General features: G+C 45.2%; 20 protein-coding genes. 7 read left to right on the top strand and 13 right to left on the bottom strand.

All coding sequences use genetic code 11. From position 1 onward, the window contains the following. Positions 1 to 143: 143 nt before the first annotated feature. The 5 genes from A3860_RS05850 to msrB all read right to left on the bottom strand — a co-directional run bounded on the left by A3860_RS05850 (position 144) and on the right by msrB (position 5,447). Positions 144 to 1,280: an endonuclease/exonuclease/phosphatase family protein gene (locus tag A3860_RS05850; RefSeq protein ID WP_081145617.1), complete on the bottom strand. Its 1,137-nt coding sequence runs from the start codon at positions 1,278 to 1,280 to the stop codon at positions 144 to 146. An 8-nt stretch (positions 1,281 to 1,288) separates the two neighbouring features. Beyond that, entirely contained in the window at positions 1,289 to 2,215 is a 927-nt protein-coding gene (locus tag A3860_RS05845; protein WP_143773969.1) for a rhomboid family intramembrane serine protease, read from the bottom strand. Between the two features lie 141 nt (positions 2,216 to 2,356). Continuing rightward, positions 2,357 to 3,049, bottom strand: coding sequence for a rhomboid family intramembrane serine protease (locus A3860_RS05840; RefSeq protein WP_216823393.1), 693 nt, complete (start codon positions 3,047 to 3,049; stop codon positions 2,357 to 2,359). A 78-nt stretch (positions 3,050 to 3,127) separates the two neighbouring features. Further along, positions 3,128 to 4,552 carry a 23S rRNA (uracil(1939)-C(5))-methyltransferase RlmD gene (gene rlmD / locus A3860_RS05835; protein ID WP_081145614.1) on the bottom strand — a complete coding sequence of 475 codons (1,425 nt, stop codon included), beginning with the start codon at positions 4,550 to 4,552 and terminating at the stop codon, positions 3,128 to 3,130. Between the two features lie 397 nt (positions 4,553 to 4,949). Continuing rightward, positions 4,950 to 5,447 (bottom strand): peptide-methionine (R)-S-oxide reductase MsrB, encoded by a 498-nt coding sequence (gene msrB / locus A3860_RS05825; protein ID WP_317043482.1) that lies wholly within the window; start codon positions 5,445 to 5,447, stop codon positions 4,950 to 4,952. A gap of 384 nt (positions 5,448 to 5,831) precedes the next feature. Between msrB and A3860_RS05820 the strand changes: the two genes are divergently transcribed. Next, positions 5,832 to 6,413 (top strand): adenylate kinase, encoded by a 582-nt coding sequence (locus tag A3860_RS05820; RefSeq protein WP_081145611.1) that lies wholly within the window; start codon positions 5,832 to 5,834, stop codon positions 6,411 to 6,413. A gap of 137 nt (positions 6,414 to 6,550) precedes the next feature. On the opposite strand, the gene A3860_RS05815 is transcribed toward A3860_RS05820, so the two are convergent. Together A3860_RS05815 and A3860_RS05810 are read right to left on the bottom strand one after the other, a co-directional pair. Beyond that, the gene (locus tag A3860_RS05815) at positions 6,551 to 7,543 is read right to left on the bottom strand and encodes a S1C family serine protease (protein ID WP_081145610.1); all 993 of its coding nucleotides are present in this window, start codon (positions 7,541 to 7,543) and stop codon (positions 6,551 to 6,553) included. Positions 7,544 to 7,603: 60 nt separating this feature from the next. Further along, positions 7,604 to 8,077 carry a hypothetical protein gene (locus tag A3860_RS05810; RefSeq protein WP_081145609.1) on the bottom strand — a complete coding sequence of 158 codons (474 nt, stop codon included), beginning with the start codon at positions 8,075 to 8,077 and terminating at the stop codon, positions 7,604 to 7,606. 124 nt (positions 8,078 to 8,201) lie between these two features. Here A3860_RS05810 and A3860_RS05805 point away from each other — a divergent pair, with 124 nt between their 5' ends. The 4 genes from A3860_RS05805 (at position 8,202) to A3860_RS05790 (ending at position 12,382) form a co-directional block, all read left to right on the top strand. Further along, positions 8,202 to 8,723 (top strand): hypothetical protein, encoded by a 522-nt coding sequence (locus A3860_RS05805; protein WP_081145608.1) that lies wholly within the window; start codon positions 8,202 to 8,204, stop codon positions 8,721 to 8,723. Positions 8,724 to 8,770: 47 nt separating this feature from the next. Continuing rightward, positions 8,771 to 10,816, top strand: coding sequence for a phenylacetic acid degradation bifunctional protein PaaZ (gene paaZ / locus A3860_RS05800; protein WP_081145607.1), 2,046 nt, complete (start codon positions 8,771 to 8,773; stop codon positions 10,814 to 10,816). 121 nt (positions 10,817 to 10,937) lie between these two features. Beyond that, positions 10,938 to 11,705 (top strand): enoyl-CoA hydratase/isomerase family protein, encoded by a 768-nt coding sequence (locus A3860_RS05795; RefSeq protein WP_081145606.1) that lies wholly within the window; start codon positions 10,938 to 10,940, stop codon positions 11,703 to 11,705. A 47-nt stretch (positions 11,706 to 11,752) separates the two neighbouring features. After that, a complete protein-coding gene (locus A3860_RS05790) occupies positions 11,753 to 12,382 on the top strand; it encodes a DNA-3-methyladenine glycosylase family protein (protein WP_081145605.1) in 630 nt (209 codons plus the stop codon). A gap of 101 nt (positions 12,383 to 12,483) precedes the next feature. On the opposite strand, the gene nhaD is transcribed toward A3860_RS05790, so the two are convergent. The 4 genes from nhaD to lptB form a co-directional block, all read right to left on the bottom strand. After that, positions 12,484 to 13,761: a sodium:proton antiporter NhaD gene (gene nhaD / locus A3860_RS05785; protein ID WP_081145604.1), complete on the bottom strand. Its 1,278-nt coding sequence runs from the start codon at positions 13,759 to 13,761 to the stop codon at positions 12,484 to 12,486. Between the two features lie 97 nt (positions 13,762 to 13,858). Then, positions 13,859 to 14,614 (bottom strand): 3-oxoacyl-[acyl-carrier-protein] reductase, encoded by a 756-nt coding sequence (gene fabG, locus A3860_RS05780; protein ID WP_081145603.1) that lies wholly within the window; start codon positions 14,612 to 14,614, stop codon positions 13,859 to 13,861. Between the two features lie 148 nt (positions 14,615 to 14,762). Continuing rightward, entirely contained in the window at positions 14,763 to 16,265 is a 1,503-nt protein-coding gene (locus A3860_RS05775; RefSeq protein WP_081145602.1) for a GH3 auxin-responsive promoter family protein, read from the bottom strand. A 136-nt stretch (positions 16,266 to 16,401) separates the two neighbouring features. Next, positions 16,402 to 17,196 carry an LPS export ABC transporter ATP-binding protein gene (gene lptB / locus A3860_RS05770; RefSeq protein ID WP_143773968.1) on the bottom strand — a complete coding sequence of 265 codons (795 nt, stop codon included), beginning with the start codon at positions 17,194 to 17,196 and terminating at the stop codon, positions 16,402 to 16,404. Positions 17,197 to 17,473: 277 nt separating this feature from the next. Here lptB and metF point away from each other — a divergent pair, with 277 nt between their 5' ends. After that, complete coding sequence (metF, locus tag A3860_RS05765) at positions 17,474 to 18,427, top strand: methylenetetrahydrofolate reductase [NAD(P)H] (RefSeq protein ID WP_081145601.1); 954 nt, start codon at positions 17,474 to 17,476, stop codon at positions 18,425 to 18,427. Positions 18,428 to 18,517: 90 nt separating this feature from the next. Next, a complete protein-coding gene (locus A3860_RS05760; protein ID WP_081145600.1) occupies positions 18,518 to 20,065 on the top strand; it encodes a hypothetical protein in 1,548 nt (515 codons plus the stop codon). Positions 20,066 to 20,137: 72 nt separating this feature from the next. Here A3860_RS05760 and A3860_RS05755 read toward each other — a convergent pair whose 3' ends face one another. Together A3860_RS05755 and A3860_RS05750 are read right to left on the bottom strand one after the other, a co-directional pair. Further along, entirely contained in the window at positions 20,138 to 20,836 is a 699-nt protein-coding gene (locus A3860_RS05755) for a porin family protein (RefSeq protein WP_081145599.1), read from the bottom strand. Positions 20,837 to 20,906: 70 nt separating this feature from the next. After that, a complete protein-coding gene (locus A3860_RS05750) occupies positions 20,907 to 22,853 on the bottom strand; it encodes a peptidylprolyl isomerase (RefSeq protein ID WP_081145598.1) in 1,947 nt (648 codons plus the stop codon).

The following is a 22,853-nucleotide window of genomic DNA, read 5'->3' as shown; positions in this document are numbered from 1 at the left end:
AAAATTAAGCCGGTAAATGCAAAAGTAAATTTATCCCGCCAGAACGGCGAATCGAATCAGGGACAACAGGAAGTAAGTTTGAGCTGAATCATAGCGTAAATATAGCCATTTTGGATAATTTATGGCACCGGATGGCCACCCGTTTATTCCCTGGCCAACTTCAGATCGGCCACCACCGGATAATGATCGCTCCAGGGCACCAACGAACGATTGTATTGCAATACGTCGAATGCTTTATCGGCCATTATGTAATCAATGCGCAGGGTAGGCGATATAGCGGTAAAGCTGCGCCCGATACCGAAGCCCTTCTTCACGAATACATCCTGCCGGTTCCCCTTTATGTGAAAATAGGTGTAGGAATTAGGCACATCATTAAAATCGCCGCACACAATTTCGGGGTATGGACAGCTATCGAGTTTACTGCGCACCAGGTCGGCCTGGGTGCCCCGGAAAGTATATCCCTGCCGCAGCTTTTTTATAATTGACCGCGACGCGGTGACCATACTGTCATCGGCCGATTTAATGATCTCGAGGTTGCGGTAATCGTTCTTTTGAAATAATACCGATTGCAAATGGGTGGTATAGATCCTGATCCTTTTTCCATTCACCAGCATATCGACCCCGATCAAACTTTCTGCAGCCCGTAAATTGGCCGGATCGGGATACAGTACGCGCAATGTATCAACAATGGGAAAACGGGAAAAAATAGCTACCCCCGCCTGAAACCGGCCTCTGCTGGCCTGACCATAATCAATAACACGATAATAATAGGGGTAATTAAGTTGTATAATAGTGTTGGTATTGCTGTTGGCAAACGATTTTCCCAACTCAAGGAATTCCTGGAAACATAAGATATCGGCATTCTGCTCTTTTATGAACGCGATCATGTTTTTGCGGTAGTCCTTATGCTCCCTGATCTTTTTGTTATGTTCATCGAACCAGTGCACGTTCCAGGTAAGCAGCCGGATGGCGCCATCCGGCTTTTCCTTTTTATAAGAAGTAGCAAAATGAAAGCCCAGGAAAACGCGGATATTGCCGAACCCAAGCAACAGGGAAAGGGCAGAAAGAACGGCCCATTTTGATCGGAGCATGAGCCAGAATACCAGGAAACAGAATAAAAAGAGCAACAGTACCGGAAAGCCGAGCCCCAGTAAGGAGAAAAACCACCATTTTGAAGGATGCAGCCACGCATTGGCACAGGCTATCAGGAAAAGACCCGCGATAACCACGTTCAATATAATGCACAACCGCTTTGTGAATGTTCTAACAAACCGGGCCATAAATAAAATTACAATTCTTCATCTTCTGCGGCCCGTTTCAGAATGTCTTTTTCTTCATCGGTGAGAAAACGATAGCCTTGTTGATTGATTTTATCCAATATTTCATCAATCCTTTTCTGGGTTATATTCGGGATCTTTTTATACGGTTGGGTGCCTCTTGAATTATAATGCAGATCAGTTTTTGCAGTTTTCTTCCAGCTTTGCCTGTCGGGGTTGAACAGGTTGGTGATCCAGTCAAAGAAGTTATTCATCCAGTTGCTCCAGTCGCGCCCGCGGCGCATCTGATAAATGAATAAAAAGCCAACCAACCCACCGGCCAAATGGGCAAAATGCCCGGGCGCACCTTTATGCGCTGCTATTAGTGAAAAATCGATGATCAAATATATGACGGTCAGTATCCATAAGGGAACTCCGCCGTTGATCATGGGAAAGATGCGGTAATCGGGGGCCAGGGTAGTGGCGGCAATGGCAATGGCCGTAATACCGGCCGAAGCGCCTACCAGGGTAACCGTCGAAGCGGCTGGCGCCAGTTTGGGTATAAGATTATAACAGCCCGTAAAAAATAAAGCGGCGCCTACACTGCCATATATGAAAACAGGAATGAGCTTATTATTACCGGTGAGGTCCTGGAAAATATAGCCAAATGCCCACAACCACAATAAATTTCCCACTACATCCCAGGGATCGCTGTGCATGAACATGAAGGAGAGCAGCGTCCAGGGGCGGGACATCATTTTTTCAAAATCACCGGGCACCACCAGCCAGTTGAAAATGTTTTGATCGTACGCTGCCAGGTCTTTATCTGCAATATTATAAACCAGCCATATGAACTTGAAAATACAAAAGACAATGGCTATGATACCAATTAACAAAACCAGGGAATTCCCGTCCTGGCCCAGGCCAATCCTTTTCCTATACCTATCTTCTCTTAGCACGGAATAAATTTTAGTGAATTTAAAAAAATCATTCGACTCTTCCACGCGCACGCAGGGCAAGCCTGCCAAAACTTAACATCTTATAGGGCTTATCTTGTTTGCTATTTTAACAGATAAAGGGCTGTTAAAGTTGTAAGGGGATCAATAAAACGTACGCCGGTTCGTCCTGTTCATGGTAATTACCAAAATTAAACCAACAATTGCGCCTCCCACGTGAGCAAAATGGGCTACATTATCGCCACTGCCTGGGTTGATACCGCCAAACAGGTCAAGCAAAAAATACCCGATCACAATATATTTTGCTTTTACGGGAACCGGAATAAAGAAAAGGAACATGGGCGCATTGGGAAAAAGATAGGCAAAAGCGGCCATTACCCCATTGATGGCCCCCGAGGCCCCAACAATGGTGAGGTTGTAAATTGACCGGCCACGCATCAGGAATTCCTCCTGTGATATGGAGCCTGCATTTACCTTACTCGTCAAGATCTGCAGTTCTACGGCCATGGTACCCACCTGAAACAAAGCGGCGCCAATACCGCAGATCAGGTAAAAGATCAGGAACCGCTTACCACCCCAAACATCTTCGACTGTGCTTCCGAACATCCACAAGGCAAGCATGTTGAATAAAATATGCTCCCAACCTGCATGCATGAACATGTATGACGCAAGCTGCCAGAAATGAAACTCAGGATGGTCATAATAATGGAGGGAAAGCGTTTCAATAAACTGACCCCCAAAAGTCAATTCAGCCAGAAAGAACAATACATTAGCAATAACCAGGTTCTTTATAACCGGAGGAATACCCTGAAAACCTCTCATTCGAAAATCAGCCATTCTGACTATTTTAATTATGTGAATTTCGGCATGTTTCCTTGAAAATTGGAAACCAATAATGTTATTTTTAAACGGGTGCTATTTACGCAATCTCAATTGAACTACATTTTCAATATGATGGGTGTGCGGGAACATATCAACCGGCTGCACCCGGGTCACTTCATATTTTTCATCGAGCAGGTTCAGGTCCCTTGCCTGGGTAGCCGGGTTACAGCTAACATACACTACCAGCGGCGCGGCCGTCTCCAGTATTTTACGTACCAGCTTTTCATGCATACCGGCCCGGGGCGGATCGGTTATTATTACGTCGGGCTGCCCGTGCAACTGAAAAAATTCACTGGTACAAACGTCTATTACATCGCCTGCAAAAAACTTCGCATGTTCAATATGGTTAAGCGCTGCATTTTCCCAGGCATCGGTAATGGCTTCCTGTACGGTTTCAACGCCGATTATTTTTTTGGCTTTATCGCTTACAAACAACCCGATGCTGCCCGTACCGCAATACAGGTCGTATACAGTTTCGGCACCGGTTAAACAGGCCAGCTCCCGCGTAACCTGGTACAGGCGTTCGGCCTGACGGCTATTGGTTTGAAAGAATGATTTGGGACCGATCTTGAATTGCAGGGTATGCCCTTCCCGGGTAGTAAGGGTTTCAATAATATATCCTTTTCCAAAATAAGCCTGCGGTTGCAGGTCGTAAATGGTGTCGTTCTTTTTAGGGTTAATGGTATACAGCAAAGTGGTTATACCAGGCACCTGTTTCAACAGGTGATCGAACAGGCGGGTCCTTTCTTTTTCATCGTCGTAGCCGAAGCACACATTTACCATTACCTCGCCCGTGGTGGCCACCCTAACAATGAGGGTACGCAGCCAGCCCTGGTGAAACCGGATATCGTAAAAAGCCAGGTTGTGCTTTTGTGCATAATCGCGGATCGTATTCTTGATGGCATTTACCGGTTCGGCCATTAAATGACAGGTGGTTATGTCAATCACTTTATCGAACAACCGGGGCACATGGAAACCCAGGGCATTTTCCTGGTCAATGACCGAATCTTTGGCGGCCGCAATTTCTTCGGGCAATAAATACCGGCGGTTGCTGAAGGTAAATTCCAGCTTATTGCGGTAACGGGCTGTTTCGGTACAACCTATAATGGGTTGAATGGGCGGTAATTGCACTTTGCCAATGCGCCGCAGATTTTGCTCCACCTCATTCTGTTTGTATTGTAATTGTTTTTCATAGGGCAGCATTTGCCATTTACAGCCGCCGCAAACGCCAAAATGCTGGCAGAACGGCGTTACCCGGTCGGGGCTGAAGGCATGAAAACGAACGGCTTTTCCTTCGCCCCATTCTTTTTTACTCTTTGAAAGCTGCACATCGACCACATCGCCGGGAACAGCGCCTTCAATAAAAATAACTTTTCCATCGACCTTGCTGAGCGCCTTGCCTTCCGCTGCATAATCTTCAACAGTAACCTGTTGTAACACCGGTTTCTTTTTATTCATGCCGCAAAGATAATTCGAAGTAGGTAGTGGCAGGCAAACAAAAAGGCAGCCCCGTAAAACGAGGCTGCCACCTTCACGCTATTATTACAAGCAAAAATAGACCAGTGGCTAGAAAACCACAGTCGCTATTTCAATAACAATGACCCGCTGCAGAAGGTTGCTGTTATTTTCATTTTTGCTTTTTATTTTATATTTTCTAAAACATTTCCCCTTACCGGGATACTGAAAAACCCTGGTTATGCCCTGGTGAAACCACAAAACGCCCATTACCGGCCCCTGGGCACCTGAAATACAGCGCAACAAAAACCCAAAACTCAAAACCAGGCGCCCCTCCATACGGGCATTCAATTGGGAACCTGCTTCTGAATTTTGGGTTTTAAACAAATTTCCAGCGATCTTACTCACCTTTCTTCGCTTCCTTGCTTTGTTCGCTGCCTTCATTGTACTTTTTTTCTGCGGCTTTGGCCTTTTCAAAATCGAGCACCACCCCATTTATGCAATACCGCAAGCCGGTTGGGGGCGGACCGTCCTCAAAAACATGGCCCAAATGCGCCTTGCAGCGGCCACACTCCACTTCGGTGCGTTGCATACCGTGCGAGTTATCGGGTAAGTATATAATGCTGCTCTTGCTGATGGGTTGGTAAAAGCTGGGCCAGCCGCAACCGCTTTCAAATTTGGTATCGCTTTTAAACAGGGGGTTGCCGCAGGCGGCGCAATAATAGGTTCCAACCTCCTTTGAATCTTCAAACTTGCTGGTCCAGGGTCTTTCGGTGCCCTTTTCCCGTGCAATGGAGTATACGTCGGCCGGTAATATCTTTCGCCATTCTTCATCGGTGATATTCACCTTCGACGAGTCGGTGCGGGAATAAACCGGGTTCTTTTTTGATGTGTCCATATTTTCCTTTTTCGTTGTATTTGATTGAGAATAAGAGCATTGCTGAAATGACACCGTCAGTAGTAACAAAAACAGGATTTGTATAATGCGTTTCATAAAATTTAATTGTGTTTCCCAAATGTACGTAGGCGGGCAAGGGTTTGGATGTCTGCTTGCCGACACCCTTTATGAGCTTAACATTTTGTTTAGGCGATAGTTGCGGCACAAACGGTTGCGCCCTCATTCATACATTAACAAAAACGCGCAAACCCTTTGTATTTGCGGCATCCATAGCAAAAAAAGGGCATTCCCTTTAAAGAATTTTTAATCAGAAAGGCAATATTCTAAAGGGATTATTTCTGTGGTTGGTTTATATTTGCCGCCTCATAAAGGGACCGAAAAAACATGTTTAATCTTATATTATTTGGACCTCCCGGTAGCGGAAAAGGAACTCAATCGGAAAAGCTGATCGAAAAATTTGGTTGGATCCATCTTTCCACCGGTGATCTGTTGCGTAAGGAAATTGCGAATGCTACCCCGTTAGGGCTTGAAGCAAAATCATTTATGGATAAAGGCCAGCTGGTACCTGATGAAGTGGTTATTGGCATGATCGGTTCTGCCCTCGATGCCAACCCTGCCGCCAAAGGCTTTTTGTTCGATGGTTTTCCAAGAACAGTAGCCCAGGCCGAAGCCCTGGATGCCCTGCTTTCAGGAAAAGGCAGCGAAATAACCCTGGTACTGGCGTTGGAAGTTGGTCAGGAAGAACTGGTTGCCCGCCTGCTGAACAGGGGTAAAACTTCTTCCCGCAGCGACGACCGCGATGAAAACGTGATCCGCAAGCGTTTGGTTGAATACGATACTAAAACAGCCATTGTTGCTGATTACTATTCTCAGTTTGGTAAAGTAGCGAAGATAAAAGGCGAAGGCAGCATCGAAGATATCTTTCAGTCGCTGAGCGCTGAAATTGAGGCCAAACAACCTGCTTAAGGTTCCGGAAAAAATTCATTCACTGCCACCATAACGGTGAGCAGTAATAAATATTCAAAAGGCGTGTTACAGTCCCTGTAAACCCAGGGTCAAACTGTAACACGCTTTTGTATTTAATAACGTCCCTGGCCCAGCTTTTACCGCATTTCGCCCGGTATAACGGTAATGGTTGTTTTATGGCCGCCACGCAATACCTGCAGTTGCACCCGCTGGCCAATCGTTTTTTCGTTCAGTTGTTTGTGCAGGTCGTCAATGGTGGCCACAGGAAATTCATTAAAACCTACAATTATATCGCCAGCGTGCAGCTCGCTGTTATATACAGGTATGTCGGCCTCTATTTCTGAAATATATACGCCTGTATTCCGTTGCAGCCGGTTGGCCTGTATCATCCGTTCGGTGAGGTTCACCAGTTGCCCAGCCAAACCCAGGTAGGCCCGTTTCACCTTTCCATGCATAATGAGCTTACCACTTACATACGCAGCCAGGTTGCTCGATACAGCGAAACAAATACCCTGGGCCGTAGGGATCATGGCCGTGTTCACCCCAATAACCTGGCCCAGCGAATTCACGAGCGGACCGCCAGAATTACCGGGATTTAACGAAGCATCTGTTTGAATGACATCATCGATGAGGCGGCCGTCTGAAGCACGCAGGGTTCTGCCCAAAGCGCTTACCACCCCTGCAGTAACCGTATGTTGTAAACCCAGCGGGTTACCAATGGCAATGGCTATTTGCCCCACCTGCAGCTGGTCGCTGTTGGCAAATGACAGGGCTTTCAGGCTGTTCTCATATATTTTAAGAACCGCAATATCAGTGCTTCGGTCGCTGCCCTTCAGTTCGGCATTCACTTTACGCCCATCGGCAAGGGATACCTTTATTGAACCGGCATTTTCTATAACGTGATGATTGGTAACAATAAATCCATCAGAAGAAATAATAAAGCCCGAACCACTGCCTTGCGTTACCTGCTCCTTGCGGGTGCGGCGGTCCATAACCTTTTTGGAAACTTCAATATGTACCACGGCTTCGGCTACGCTGCCTACCACCCCGGTAATGGTTTTTGAATAAGCATCCAACAACGCATGGTCGGTATGCTGTATAAATTGAACGGGAGTTTGAGTAGTTTGCATGGCATATAGCCGGCAAATTATTTACCAGAAGCAAATTGTGACAGCTTGACACGATGAGGGCTATTTCTTCAACAAAGAATCTGCCTGTTGCAATGCAGAAAGGATATGTTCCTTTACCACCGTTACTTTTTCCTTTTCGGCTTGCAGGTATTTAAGACGTATTTCTTTATTGTTGCTCGCCGAATCAGGTTTAAATGCGTCCATCCAGCCCATCATTTCATCATTGGCATTTTTCAGGGCCGTTTGCACATCGGTGAGCGATGTTTTATACGCAGCCTTTACTTTTTGGGCGGGAACCTTACTGAGGCTGTCGAGCAGGCGTTGTGTTTCGTTTATATTTTTACGCAGTTTACTCATTTTTGCCATACCGGCATCATGCCCCTGCATTACATCGTGGTACAGGGAATCTTCTGCAGTTTTAGGAGCGGGGGGAAAACCGTTTTTACGATCAGTAGCGTCACTGGATGAAGCTTCGTTATTGCAGGCCATGGCAAACAGGCTTATGCTTACAAGGGCTATCATTAACCGCGACATAAATATGCTTGTTTTTACTATTTGAAAATTCGGGTCAAAGTTAACTTCTTTTATACGCTATCGTGTTTAAAATCCGTTTAATATCCGGGTTTAACTATTTTCGCACCATTAATCCTGCAGAACAATGGCTAATTGTTTCCGGCTTACCTTGTTAGCATGCTTTGTGTTGGTAAAAACCGGTACTGCTCAAATAAAACCAGGGCCCATATTCAGACTGGGGGCAACCGTTTCGTTTGGTTTGTCGAATCTTACTTCCAACCACGTTGGAATTGGCGGTATCGTGGGTGCCGAAAAAATGATCACTAAATATTTTGCTGCAGAACTGGAAGCCTCCTATAATTACTTTACGGGCGACAAAGCCATATATGCCGACGCTAAAAATAAATCATACGCCATTCCCCTGCTGGCCGGTATAAAATTGTATCCCCTCTCAAATGTGTACGCCTCACTACGAACAGGCGCCGTGTATTTTTTGTTGAATAATATGTCATCGCCCCGTTCCAGTTTAGGGTACGGTGCTGCCGGCGGTATTAACCTCCCCCAAAAAACAAACCGCCTTAATGTACAGCTGGCTTATACCGGTTTCAGGTATGATGGTATTAGCCGGGGATATGCTACATTAGCAGTTGCGATCATTATTAAGTGATCCGCCAGCTTGCGGACCATTTGAAAAAAACAAAAACTACATTTTGCATGAAAAAACTGGGTAATTATGTAACCGGCCGGTGGATAACCGGCGACGGGGAGGGGCAGGCATTGTACAATGCGGTGAACGGCGAGCCAATTGGCTATGCTTCAACCCGCGGGCTCGATTTCAATGCCATCCTTGATTATGGAAGAAAAACCGGCAACCCCGCCCTTCGTAAACTCACCTTTCACCAACGCGGCCTCATGCTGCGGGCCCTGGCCTTACACCTACGCAACCATTTGGATAAATTCTATTCCATCAGTTATAAAACCGGCGCAACCAAAGCCGATAGCTGGGTCGATATAGAAGGCGGCATCGGTAACCTGTTTTCCTATGCCTCACTGCGCCGCAAATTCCCCAATGAAACCTACTGCATCGATGGCGATCCGGTTCCATTAGGAAAAGGCGGAACTTTTATGGGCCAGCATATACTGGTGCCCAAAGAAGGCGTGGCCGTTCATATCAATGCATTCAATTTCCCTGTATGGGGTATGTTGGAAAAAATTGCGGTAAACCTGCTGGCCGGTGTTCCAGCCATTGTAAAACCAGCCACCATCACCTCTTACCTTACCGAAGCGGTGGTACAGGAAATAATTGCCTCCAACATTTTGCCCGAAGGCGCCCTGCAATTGCTCTGTGGTTCAGCAGGCGATTTACTCGATCATGTAACGGCACAGGATGTGGTCACTTTTACCGGATCGGCCACTACCGGCCTGCAATTGAAATCACATCCACGAATTCTGGCAGAGAACGTTCCCTTTACCATGGAAGCCGATTCGCTGAACTGTATTGTACTGGGTGAAGATGTTACACCCGACAAACCCGAATGGGATATCTTCATCAAAGAAGTTCGTAAAGAAATGACCACGAAGGCCGGACAAAAATGTACTGCCATCCGGCGCATATTCGTTCCGCAAAATAAAATGGAAGATGTGTGGCTGGCCCTGGGCAAAGCGCTCAGCCAGACAACCATTGGTAATCCTGAAAATGAAAAAGTACGTATGGGTTCACTGGCGGGGCAAAGCCAGCGCGAAGAAGTAAAAGCCCAGGTGCAAAAATTACTGGCCTCTTCCCAAATCGTATATGGCTCGCTCGATAGTGTGCAGGTAATAGATGCAGACTCCCAGAAAGGCGCCTTCATGAGCCCTCTGTTATTAAAGAATGACAATCCGTTCGGGAGCGAAGCGGTGCATAACGTAGAAGCATTTGGCCCGGTAAGCACCATTATGCCATATAATAATATCGACGAATCAATTGCCCTGGCTAAAAAAGGAAAGGGCTCGTTGGTTTGCTCCATTGTTACAGCGAGCAACAATATTGCCCGGGAATTTGTACTGGGTGCAGCAACGCACCACGGACGAATACTCGTGCTAAACAATGAATGCGCCAAAGAAAGTACCGGTCATGGTTCGCCGTTACCCCTGCTGGTACATGGAGGCCCTGGCCGCGCCGGCGGCGGGGAAGAAATGGGCGGTATACGCGGCGTTCACCATTACATGCAACGGGTAGCCCTGCAGGGATCACCTACAGCCATCACTGCCATTACCAACGTATACCAATCGGGCGCACAAACCCGTGAAGAAGAAAAACATCCGTTCAGAAAATATTTTGAAGAGCTGCAGATCGGCGATACCCTCATAACGCATAAACGAACCGTTACCGAAGCCGACATTGTGAATTTTGCCAATGTAAGCTGGGACCATTTTTATGCCCATACCGATCATACCTCGTTACAGGGCACCGTATTTGAAAAACCGGTCGCTCATGGTTACTTTATATTAAGCGCTGCAGCCGGTTTGTTTGTCGATGCGAAAAAAGGACCGGTGATGTTGAATTACGGACTGGAAGAATGCCGGTTTATAAAACCGGTATATGCCGGCGCTACCATTGGCGTACAGCTTACCTGTAAAGAAAAAATTGAACAGGAAAAGAAAGCCGGGGACGATATTGCCAAAGGCATTGTGAAATGGCTGGTGCAGGTAACTGATGAAACCGGTGAGCAGGTAGCTATAGCTACCATTCTTACCATGGTGGCAAAAAAAATACAATAATATGAAAATAACGACCCCGGATGAATTCCGGGGCCGCTTTTTAAAATAGTATTTTATAACTTTAAGGTACGAACCCCCTGAGATAAGACCTGTAAAATCCTCCTCTTTAAAAAGTATTATTATGTCTTTAGGATATGTAACATCACATATTGATCATAATGGTATTAACACCATTGAGTTCTTTCATCCGCAAAGTAATTCCCTGCCGGCAAAATTGCTCGAAGAGCTGGCGCAAACCATTCATGGCGCCGGAAATGATGACGACACAAAAGTGATCGTGTTGCAATCGGGTGGTGAAAAGGCATTTTGTGCGGGTGCTTCTTTTGATGAACTGGTGGCCATTAAAACACTTGATGAAGGCCTGCAATTCTTTAGCGGTTTTGCACATGTAATAAATGCCATGCGCAAATGCCCCCAGTTTATTATTGCCCGCGTACAGGGCAGGTGTGTAGGTGGCGGCGTGGGTATTGCGGCCGCAGCCGATTACGCCATAGCCAAAGAAGGCGCCGATATTAAATTAAGTGAGCTGGCCGTTGGTATTGGCCCCTTTGTTGTTGGCCCCGCCGTAGAACGCAAAATAGGCGTGGCCGCTTTTAACAACCTGGCCATCGATGCCACCATGTGGCGCAATGCCGAATGGGGAAAACGAAAAGGATTGTACAGCGAACTGCATGGTTCTACCGAAGATATGGACGAAAGCATTCAACGGTTATCGCATACGTTGGCCCACAGCAATCCTGCAGCAATGGAAGAAATGAAAAAAATGTTATGGCATGGCACTGAGAACTGGGACCAGTTATTGCTGCAAAGAGCTGCTATCAGCGGCAGACTGGTACTGGGGAACTTCACTAAAATGGCCATCGAAAAATTCAAAGCTAGAACAAAATAATTCTGCCGGCATGCGAGCCCATTGAAGGCCCCCATGCAACGTAAATCATGCAACAATTTACCAGCGATAACTTTCAGCTATTATGTAACGAACTGGCTGAAAGGGAACCTGTCTTTAAAGTGATCCTGCAACAACATAGCTATCCTCCTATGTGGACGAGGCCAGCCAGTTTTGCAACGCTGATCCATATTATACTGGAACAACAGGTATCACTGGCTTCGGCCCGGGCTGCATTCAATAAATTGAAAGAAAAGACAGGCACCATAACGCCGGCTAAATTGCTGCTGCTATCTGACGAGGAATTGAAAGCCTGTTATTTCAGCCGCCAAAAAACGGTGTACGCCCGGCATCTGGCAGAAGCATTTATTTCAAAAAAGATCCAACTCAATAAACTCACCGCCTCGCACGATGACCATGTGCGGGGCGTTTTAAAACAGGTAAAAGGCATTGGCGACTGGACGGCCGATGTATACCTGTTATTCGCCCTGCAACGCACTGATATTTTTCCAATTGGCGACCTGGCCATGGTAAATGCGTTGAAAGAAGTAAAGAAATTACCGGTTCATACAACCAAAGAAGATATGTTACTGCTGGCCGATGCCTGGCGACCCTACCGGTCAATAGCAGCTATGATGCTTTGGCATCATTATATAAAAAGCAGGAATATTAAATTCTGAGATTGCTGATTTCGAGATTTTTTGATTTTGAGATTTCCTTATTATCGGCCCTCACGGAAAATTGCAATATCAAAATCCCGAAATCTCTAAATCCCAAAATATCAAAACAACCGTTGTAACAAAAAAACTAAAATCCCTGCTATATAACCTACTAACGCCAACCACCCAATTTTTCGCAGGTACCAGAAAAATTCGATCTTTTCAATACCCATCGCCGCTACACCGGCTGCAGACCCAATTATGAGCATACTGCCGCCTGTACCTGCACAATATGCCATAAAATGCCAGAAAAAATGATCGGCCGGGTATTGCTGCAAACTATACATGCCCATCGATGCCGCCACCAATGGCACATTGTCAACAACAGATGATAAAAAGCCAATGATGATCACAATAACAATTGGGTTACCGATCTGCTGATCGAGCTGCTGTGCCACATTCGTGAGCGCCCCTATTGACTGTAAAGAAGCTACGCTGATCAAAATACCCAGAAAGAACAGAATGCTGGGCGTATCGATCTTACGCAATGCATATAATACAGAAAGAAAATGCTTATCCTGCGTGTCTTTCTGGTGGTGAATGATCTCTGTAATAACCCACATAATGCCGAGGCCCATCAACATGCCCATAAATGGCGGCAAATGGGTAACGGTTTTAAACACCGGCACCAGCAACAGGATCAGGATGCCCGTTACAAACACTATATTCCTGTCACGTACTGGTGTTTCCGGTTTGGAAGTCTTTGCTTCTTCGGTTCCGCCCACTTCCAACACGCCCCGCATACGAAAAGTGAGTAAGATCATGGGCACTACTGCACTGGCAACGCCGGGTAAAAACACATGGCCAATGATCTGTGAGCTGCTTACCTGCCCACCAATCCATAACATAGTAGTGGTAACATCGCCTATGGGCGACCAGGCGCCGCCGGCATTGGCCGCAATGACCACCATACCGCAAAAGAATAAACGCGCCTGTTTATTCCTGATCAGCTTTCTGATCAATGAAACCATTACAATTGCTGTGGTAAGGTTGTCGAGAATAGCTGAAAGAAAGAACGACAAGCCACCGATCAACCATATCAGGTGCGATTTTTTGGTGGTCTTTATGCGGCTGGTAATTACTTCAAACCCGTCATGCGCATCTATCAGTTCAACAATGGTCATGGCGCCGAGCAGGAAAAAAAGAATACCTGCAATTTCGCCCAGGTGCCCGGTGAGTTGCTCATTAACGGCATGGGTATCGGGTGTATAAAGTATGTAGATCGTCCAGCACAATACACCGGTGATAAGGGCCGAAGCGGCCTTATTCAGTCTGATGACATGCTCCATGGCAATAGCCACGTAGCCCAGCAAAAAAACGATGAGGATAACGGCAACCATCAGGGATCTTATTATTAAAAAAAGTGCCTTCTGTACAGAAGGCACTTAACTTAAAGATACGATTTTTACAGGCTGCCTCAACAGCAGCAGGACTGTATTAAATATTTAAACCGCCGCAGGCGCTAATAACCTGGCCGGTAATATAAGCGCTCATGTCTGAAGCCAGGAACAGGGTGGTGTTGGCAATTTCTTCTGCACTGCCAAAACGGCCCAAAGGAATTTTTTCGAGGAACGCCTTCGCGCCTTCACCATCTTTCAGGTAATGGGTCATATCGGTTTCAACAAAACCGGGCGCAATGGCATTGCAACGTACATTACGGCTACCCAACTCCAGTGCAATTGACTTGGTAAACCCGATGATCCCGGCTTTACTGGCAGCATAGCTGCTTTGTCCGGCATTACCACGGATGCCAATAATCGAACTCATATTTACGATGGAACCTTTTTTGGCTTTCATCATGGGGCGAATGACCTGTTTGGTCATGTTGTAAACGCTCTTCAGGTTTATATTTATTACCTCATCCCATTGTTCGGGCGACATGCGCAGCAATAAATTATCTTTTGAGATACCGGCATTGTTAACGCAAATATCAACGGTACCAAATTCCTTCACTACATCATTTACAAACGTTTCGCATTCGGCAAAATTGCCGGCATTGCTTTTATAGGCTTTGGATTTAACGCCCAGTGCTTTTATTTTCTGCTCCAGCTGCGCGGCCTTTTCGGCACTGCTGTCACTAACGTAGGTAAATGCTACGTGAGCGCCCTGTTCAGCCAGTTTATACGCAATAGCTTCACCAATGCCACGGGCTGCACCGGTTACAATAGCAATTCTTCCTTCTAATAATTTCATAGTATCGTATTTGGGTGAGCAAAATTACAGTAAATGCCAATGGAACAGTTGAAAAAATGAGGAATTCGGGGGAGATGCTTTTTTAGTTAGAACGCATTTCGACTGTGTTCAAGGCAATCTCCAAAGCCCTTCGACCACGCTCAGGGCTTTACAGGGAAAGGATCTCTTCAATATACTTCCTGTCATTGCTCAACCGGGGAACTTTATGCTGCCCGCCCAGCTTTCCCTTGCTTTTTAACCAGGTTGTGAACATCCCTTTCGACAGAGACCTTACCAGTGGTTTGCGCAGGGCAATATCTTTATGACGTTTGGCTTCATAATCGCTGTTCACGCTTTTGAGGGCGCTATCGAGCTCATGAGCAAAATGACCCAGATCGCCAGGTTCTTTTTCAAATTCTATCAGCCACTCATGACCGCCGTTGCCGCTATCGCTGAAGTATACAGGGCCGGCCGTATAATCATTTACTATAGCTCCGGTTTTTTCACTGGCCACTGCAATGGCTTTATCAGTATTATCAACGATCACTTCTTCCCCGAATGCATTGATAAAATGCTTCACGCGTCCGCTCACCTTGATCTTGAAGGGTTGTAATGAAGTGAATTGAACAGTATCGCCCAGTAAATAGCGCCACAAACCACCATTGGTGCTAATGACCATGGCATAGTTCTTACCCAGCTCCACTTCCTGTAAACCGATGGTTTCAGGATTAGCTTTGCCATACTCTTCAATTGGCATGAACTCCATAAAAATGCCGTGATCGGTGAACAGCAGCATGCCATCTTCACCCGGTATAGCCTGCGCAGCAAAAAACCCTTCGCTGGCATTATACATTTCAAGGTAATGAATAGGCTTGCCAATCAATTTCTGGAACTGTTCTTTATAGGGCGTAAACGATACGCCGCCATGCATATATAATTCCAGGTGCGGCCAAACTTCGGCCATGGTGCTCTTTCCCGTTAATTCAAGTATACGCCGGAACAATACCAGCGTCCAGGTTGGCACCCCTGAAATGGAAGTGACATTTTCTTTTATGGTGCTGAATGCGAGCTTCTCGATCTTGTTTTCCCATTCATCCATGAGGGCAATGCTGAGGTCGGGAACGCGCAGCCAGTGACCCCAGAAAGGCGAGTTTTGTAACAATACAGCGCTAAGGTCGCCATATTGGGCATCTGCATTCAATGGATTTATGGTATGGCTTCCGCCAATGACGAGTCCCTTACCGGTTAACAGGTCCGAATCGGGATTGAATTGATAGTACAAGGTCAATACATCCTTGGCTGCTTTGTAATGGCAATCTTCAAGGCATTCGTCGGTTACCGGAATGAATTTGCTTTTATCGGTGGTGGTGCCGCTGCTTTTGGCAAACCAGTACACGGGCGTATTCCATAACAGATTTTGCTCACCGTGCATAATGCGCTGGATGTAAGGCTGCAGGTCTTCATAATCATGAATAGGCACCGTTTGCTTGAATGACCTGATATTAAATAGCTGGGAAAAATTGTATTTCCGGCCAAACTCTGTGTATTGGGCAGAAGTGACCAGGTCCTGCAACACCTCCCGTTGGGCATCGGCCGGGTTATTTTTCCATCCCTCAATACGCCACAGGCGCATGCGGGCCAAAGATGATATGGCAGGCGATAATAGTTTCACTTTAGGATTTTCACTACCGGCAAAATAAAGAATTTGAGGGAATAAAAGTCAGTAGAATGCAGGTTAGCCCATTAATACCGTTAAACCGAACAAAATATGACTGTATTTATTAATACCTGACTGGTATTAGCCTTATCTACAGCAGGTTATTGTTCGCTGAAACGTCAATGGCCCTGATCGCTTCCTCATGTAAATAGTCCTTACGCCTCAATTCAAAATTGCGGCCAAGGTATAAGCGGCGCACCTGTTCGTTCTCGGCCAGCTCTTCAGCCGTTCCATGTTGAAAGATCTTTCCGTCAATGAGCAAATAGGCGCGGTCGCAAATAGAGAGGGTTTCGTTTACATTGTGGTCGGTGATCAAAATACCGATGTTCTTATATTTTAAGCGGGCAACCACTGCCTGAATATCTTCAACGGCAATTGGGTCAACACCGGCAAAAGGTTCATCGAGTAATATAAATTTGGGGTCTACCGCCAGGGCCCGGGCTATCTCGGTCCTACGCCGTTCGCCACCACTGAGCGAGTCGCCATTGTTCTTGCGAACATGGTGCAGGCGGAATTCATCGAGCAGGCTTTCCAGCTTTTGACGCTGCTGGGCTTTGGTAAGCTTTGTCATTTCAAGCACCGCCTTGATGTTATCTTCCACGCTTAGTTTGCGAAATACCGAAGCTTCCTGTGGCAGGTAACCAATGCCCATTTGGGCCCGTTTGTACATGGGTAATTTGGTGATCTCTTCCTGGTCAAGGAATACCTTGCCTTCGTCAGGTTTTATGAGGCCTACCACCATGTAGAAAGTAGTGGTTTTACCGGCCCCGTTGGGACCCAGCAACCCTACAATTTCACCTTGCTTTACGTTTACCGAAACATGATTTACCACGGTACGGTTACGGTAAATTTTTACCAGTTCCTGTGTATTAATCTCGCTGATCAATTGTAATTAAGGTTTCCGGCAAAAATACCAGAACTAATTCAAATAGAAGAAGGCAGAAACGGTAATTTAACAGGTATTTGCCATCCCGATTTCCTGACTTATGTTTGCAGGCCGGTTTTACGGCATAAATAAGCTATTTTTACTAATGTGCTTATTTTCAATGATCAGGAGCCATCAGGTTACAATATCACAATATAGAATTCTTGAAAGGTTACACCAATGTTCTGTTAAGACAATAAAATAATGGTGAGGCCTTTGAAAAACTGTTGTTAATTACATGAAAGTTATCGACCACATTCGCCAGGCAAAAGATTCGCTTATTTCATTTGAAATATTACCCCCGTTAAAAGGTAAAACCATTAACTCGATCTACGAGCATCTTGATCCGTTAATGGAATTCAAACCTGCTTTTATCAATGTTACATATCACCGCAGTGAGCATGTTTTCAAAAAGAAGGCCGATGGAACCTTTGAAAAAGTAGAAGTTCGTAAACGCCCCGGAACCGTTGGTATTTGTGCAGCGCTCATGAACCATTACCGGGTTGATGCAGTTCCCCACCTCATTTGCGGCGGTTTTAACAAACGGGAAACCGAAGACGCCCTCATCGATCTGCATTTTATAGGGGTCGACAATGTACTTGTGCTGCGTGGCGATGCGGCCAAGAATGAAACCGTTTTTGAACCGGAAAAAGGCGGTAACAGCTATGCGATCGACCTGCTGAAACAGGTGCAGAACCTGAATAATGGCGTTTACCTGGAAGAAGATATCCGCGATGGCTTCCGCACCAATTTTTGCATTGGCGTAGCCGGTTATCCCGAAAAACATTTTGAAGCACCCAATCTGCAAACCGACCTGGCCTTCCTGAAAGCCAAGGTAGCAGCAGGCGCCGAATATGTAGTAACCCAGATGTTCTTCGACAACCAGAAATATTTTGACTTTGTAAAGCGCTGCCGCGAGAGCGGTATTACCATTCCCATTATTCCGGGATTAAAACCGATCACCAGCAAAAAACAATTGTCGGTGATACCACGTACCTTCCACGTTGATATTCCCGATGACCTCAGCAACGAGATCATGAATTGTAAAACAGATGCCGACGTTGAAAAAGTGGGCACAGAATGGCTGTTACTGCAATCGAAAGAACTGAAAAAAGCCGGTGTACCGGTATTGCATTATTACACCCTGGGAAAACCCAAAGTGATCTATAATGCAGTAAAAGAGATCTTATAAATTCATTGGCATAAAAAAGAAAAAGGGTTTCGTGAACAATGCACGAAACCCTTTTTCTTTTATCTTACTTTACAATTAATACTCCCCAACATGATCCCAAAAACAGGCTTTGATAAAATAACAGCTGGCCTGTTTGCAATCGGTGCTTTTTTTGGCCTGTATTTTCAGCTCAGCTACCATAAGTTTTTAAATAATGACACCCTCGCCTATATCAATATTGCTGAACTTTATGCCACGGGCGACTTTCAACATGCCATCAACGGATACTGGTCGCCGCTGTATTCATGGGTATTATGTTTTTGTAAAATGGCAGGCTTGCCGTTGTTGCCATGCTGTTATGTGATCAATTTTCTGTCAGCTGGTTTCGGCTTGTACATACTTTGCAAACTTGCTCGCCGGTATTTAACACATCCAATTTTTTATAGGGCTTTCTGCCTGTATGCCCTGTTGCTGATGTTGTTTTATGCCATGTCTACATTAACACCCGATCTGACAGCAACGGTGTTTTGTTTATCGTTTCTATTACTCATAACTGACGACCGTTTTACATTCAATAAAAAAATACCCGGGCTGGCTGGCGCAGTGGCAGCTTGTGCGTATTTTTCAAAGTCGTATAATTTTGGGGTCGTGCATTTGTTCCTGGCATTTTTAATGCTGCTGGAGCTTGCGAAGAAAAACGGGTCCCGATCTAAACTTATCATCCCGGTCATTAAAACGTATGGTTCTTTTATAATTCTTTCTTTTGTCTGGATCGCCACCTTAAGCATACATGAACACAATCTGACATTTAGTACTGCAGGAAGGCTCAATTACAATTTGACAAATCCCAACTATGGCAAAGGTTTCCCTACCAATGAAGATCTGTTTCCGCCTCCTTTTGAAAATGCCTACAGCGCGCATACTGATCCGGCCCATTTGTTAGATAATTATAGCTGGTCGCCTTTCCGTGATGTAAATAGTTTTTTTTATCAGCTACAACTCGTTCAGAATTCCATTAAAAGCATGATCAACATGCTGGACAGTAGCGGCGCCAAGTGGCTGTTAATAGGCTGTTCTTTATTGATTCTGTATTTCAACAGGAAGAAAGGCACGCTGTTGTACAATGGCAGTATTCATAAAATTGGCTGGTTCTTTGTGTTTTACCCGCTCCTTTACCTGCCTTTATTTATTCTTGACCGGTATATTTTAACCAGTATCAGTCTATTTCACCTGCTTTTCTTTTTTATTATACAACTGGCATGGATATTTATCAATAAAAAGATCTTTGTGCCGATGGTGACAGTATTATTAGCTTTAAGTGTTGTTCCTTTTGTACTACTTGGCCAACGCAAATTGACCCGCAGCTCAAGTGAATATTTGTATTATAAAAGTTTTTATCAGCACCTGCCGCAGCTTTCATTCTTGCAGCATCAGCCAATCGCCTCCGATACTTATTCCATGGTAGAAGTAACGCAACTTTGCTATCACCTGAAATGCAGGTATTACAGCACCTGGAAGGATAAACAATACGAGTCGTTAAAAAAATACAACATTCACTTCCTGATCTCAAAAAAAGACCTGACGCCTTTTTCCTTCCTGCGTATCAGGGAAAAACTGTTGCTTAATAATAAAACGGTTTATATATATGAGGTACAATAAAAAAGAAAAACCCGGAAGTTTTGCATTGCGATAAAGCACATTCACAAAACTTCCGAGTCAATGATAAGAATATTATAATCTAAATCCTACGGAGATACTTAATACACGATGTTTGTTATTATTGTCGGCCGAGCTGTTTGTACCCGATTGCAGTTTGGCCAAACCATATCCATAATTAAGCGCTATCATGCCCTTACCTAACTGAAAACCGGCGATGCCATTCAAGCCATAATCAAATCTTCTCATAACGCCCAGGCCGGCGCCTTCTTCATTATTGAATGTGGAAGGATCGTCGTTGCTGTATTCAATTTTCTCGTTACTGCTGAATGCCACGCCCACAGTCTTTCCTTCAATTTTACGTTTGCCACCAACGCCAATGGCTATGTACGGACCAGCACCAAAAAAGAAATTTGATTCATCTGATGCCAGGGGCAGTTTGATCACCGCATTTACAGGCACCTCAATGTACGTTGGGTTAACAGTTGCTTTATAATAATTGAGATCGGTTGAGTTACCACTTTGAATTTTGGACCCTTTGCCGGTAAATAATATACCGGGTTGAATGGCCAGCACCTTTAAAATGGGAATATCGCCTACTATACCAACATGAAATGAAGTAAGTATATTGGCATTATCTACTTCGCCATTACTATTATAAGATACATTGGCAAAGTTTACGCCGCCTTTTAACCAGGCAGCTCCGTTCTGGGCAAAGGAAGTTACACTAATACAGCTGATAACGAACAAATAAATAAGTCGTTTTGCGATCATACGTAGTTGTTTTACAGGGTGTTTATAAATAAGCCCTGCTTTGACTGCTATAGTTGCATTAAGTTTAAAACTACTTTGACAAGCTTTTCAGAACGGCTTCATTTATTTTTACCGGATATTTCTTTTTTAATTCAGCGATCCACTGTTCTTCGAGATACAGCTGGTAATCGTTGATCACAAAACCGCGGGCATCAGCAAACCCACGTACTTCGCGATTGGGATATAATTTAACTATGTAAGCGAATGCAACGGTGTTATCGGTTTCATTTCTCACGTTGGCGGTTATAAGGCCTTCGGTGAAATTTGTTCTGTCAACAACAGGGATCTGGCCTAATTCAAACCGGCCCGAGTCGCCCTGTAAATGCCCGCCACTGAGGTCAATATATTTTTTCCAGTCTTTATAATTCTCCTTCACCTTATTCCTGTATTCTTCTGATGCCTTTTCATTGGTAGCGGTAAAAATGATAGCATCGGCGCTGCTTTCCCACCAGTATTTGTCTTTATGCGCCGTATAATATTTTTTCAAACCGGCCGAATCGGTAGATGCGGGGTCCCATATTTTACGTTGCATAATTTCAAACAGCAGGTTGCCTTCTTTAAATTCGTTCAACTGATAGGCAAACTCTTTATTGTATTCTTCGAGGTGCTGGCGGTAATAATCAAAAGCGCTCACTTCTATAAATTCATCATACAGCTGTTGATTGGTTTTACCGGCCCGCATGTTCTCATAGTTCCTGATCATTTCGAGGTTGGCCTGAAAATCCTTTACAGTAATCGTTTTTTTGGTAAACGAGAACAGGGGTGTTTTTGCATTGAGATCGGCAAACACAGGCAGGTGCTTATTGGCAAAAACACTGTCGGCCATAATGAACAGGAGTTGTTCATTTACCGGATACTTTTTAAACCCGGTGGTCTGGAGCACTTTTTTCAGCAACATTTTCTGGGATACCTGCATTCGGTCGCTTTGCACTATACGTTGCTTGAACTCCTCTCTCAACTGGGCATTCGCGGTATCGGCAACAGCAGGTTTGTGTTGCAGCCGCTTGATAATATGATAGCCGAAACTGCTCATTACGGGCTCACTGATATCACCATCTTTTTTAAGTGCGAAGGCGCCATTTTCAAACGGCAGTTCATACTGCCCAACCCCAAACTCAACCATTTCACCACCAGCCTGCCAGCTAATATTATCGTTGCTGAACTGGGTTACCAGCAATTTGAAATCGCTCCCTTTTGTCAATACGTTATAAATTGAATCGGCTCTTTTTTTAACTTCTGCCTTTTGCTCATTGGTGGCATTGGGGGGAAATGCTAATAAGATCTGAGCGGCCTTCATTCTTCCATATCCTTCTCTTTCGTCAAGGTTCTTGAAAATATGGAACCCGGCTTTACTGCGAACAGGAGTAGAAAATTTGCCAACCGGTGTTGTATATACTGCATTTTCCAGTTCGTAAGGCAGCACCAACGCTGTAACATACCCGACATCGCCTTTATTTACTGAAACGGATGGATCTTCTGAAAACTCAGCAGCCACCTTTGAAAAATCCTGGCCCTTTTGCAACTGGCTCAGGGCAGCATTGATCTTCTCTTCGGCTTTTTTTACTGCCTCGGGGGTTGCATTTTTTCCGGCTGCCACAAAAATATGGGCAATATGAATGTCCTTCCTGCTGCGGAGAATAGATTCGGTTACCAGTTCATTTATACTGGCCTCGTCGCGTACATACCCGTCGATGATCTGGTTGCGAAAACTGTTCAACTCCGCTTTTTGCGTGCTAATTGTATCCAGTTTTTTGTCAAGGGCCGCCTGCACCTTTAGCTTAAACCGCGTGTACAGCTCCAGATAGTCGCGGTACGATTTATCGGTGGGACTATTTTCAGTATTATTCTTATTGTACGCTTTTAAAAAATCGGTCTTTGTAACTGCCTTACCGCCGTACGTGAACAATACCTGGGCGTTTCCGGTGGCGGTCATGAAGATCAATAATGAAGCACCCGCTGCTTTACTGATAACACTCAT

Source organism: Niastella vici (assembly GCF_002077945.1).
In the GTDB taxonomy this organism is placed as follows: Bacteria; Bacteroidota; Bacteroidia; order Chitinophagales; family Chitinophagaceae; genus Niastella; species Niastella vici.
This window is presented reverse-complemented; position numbering and strand designations above follow the sequence as displayed.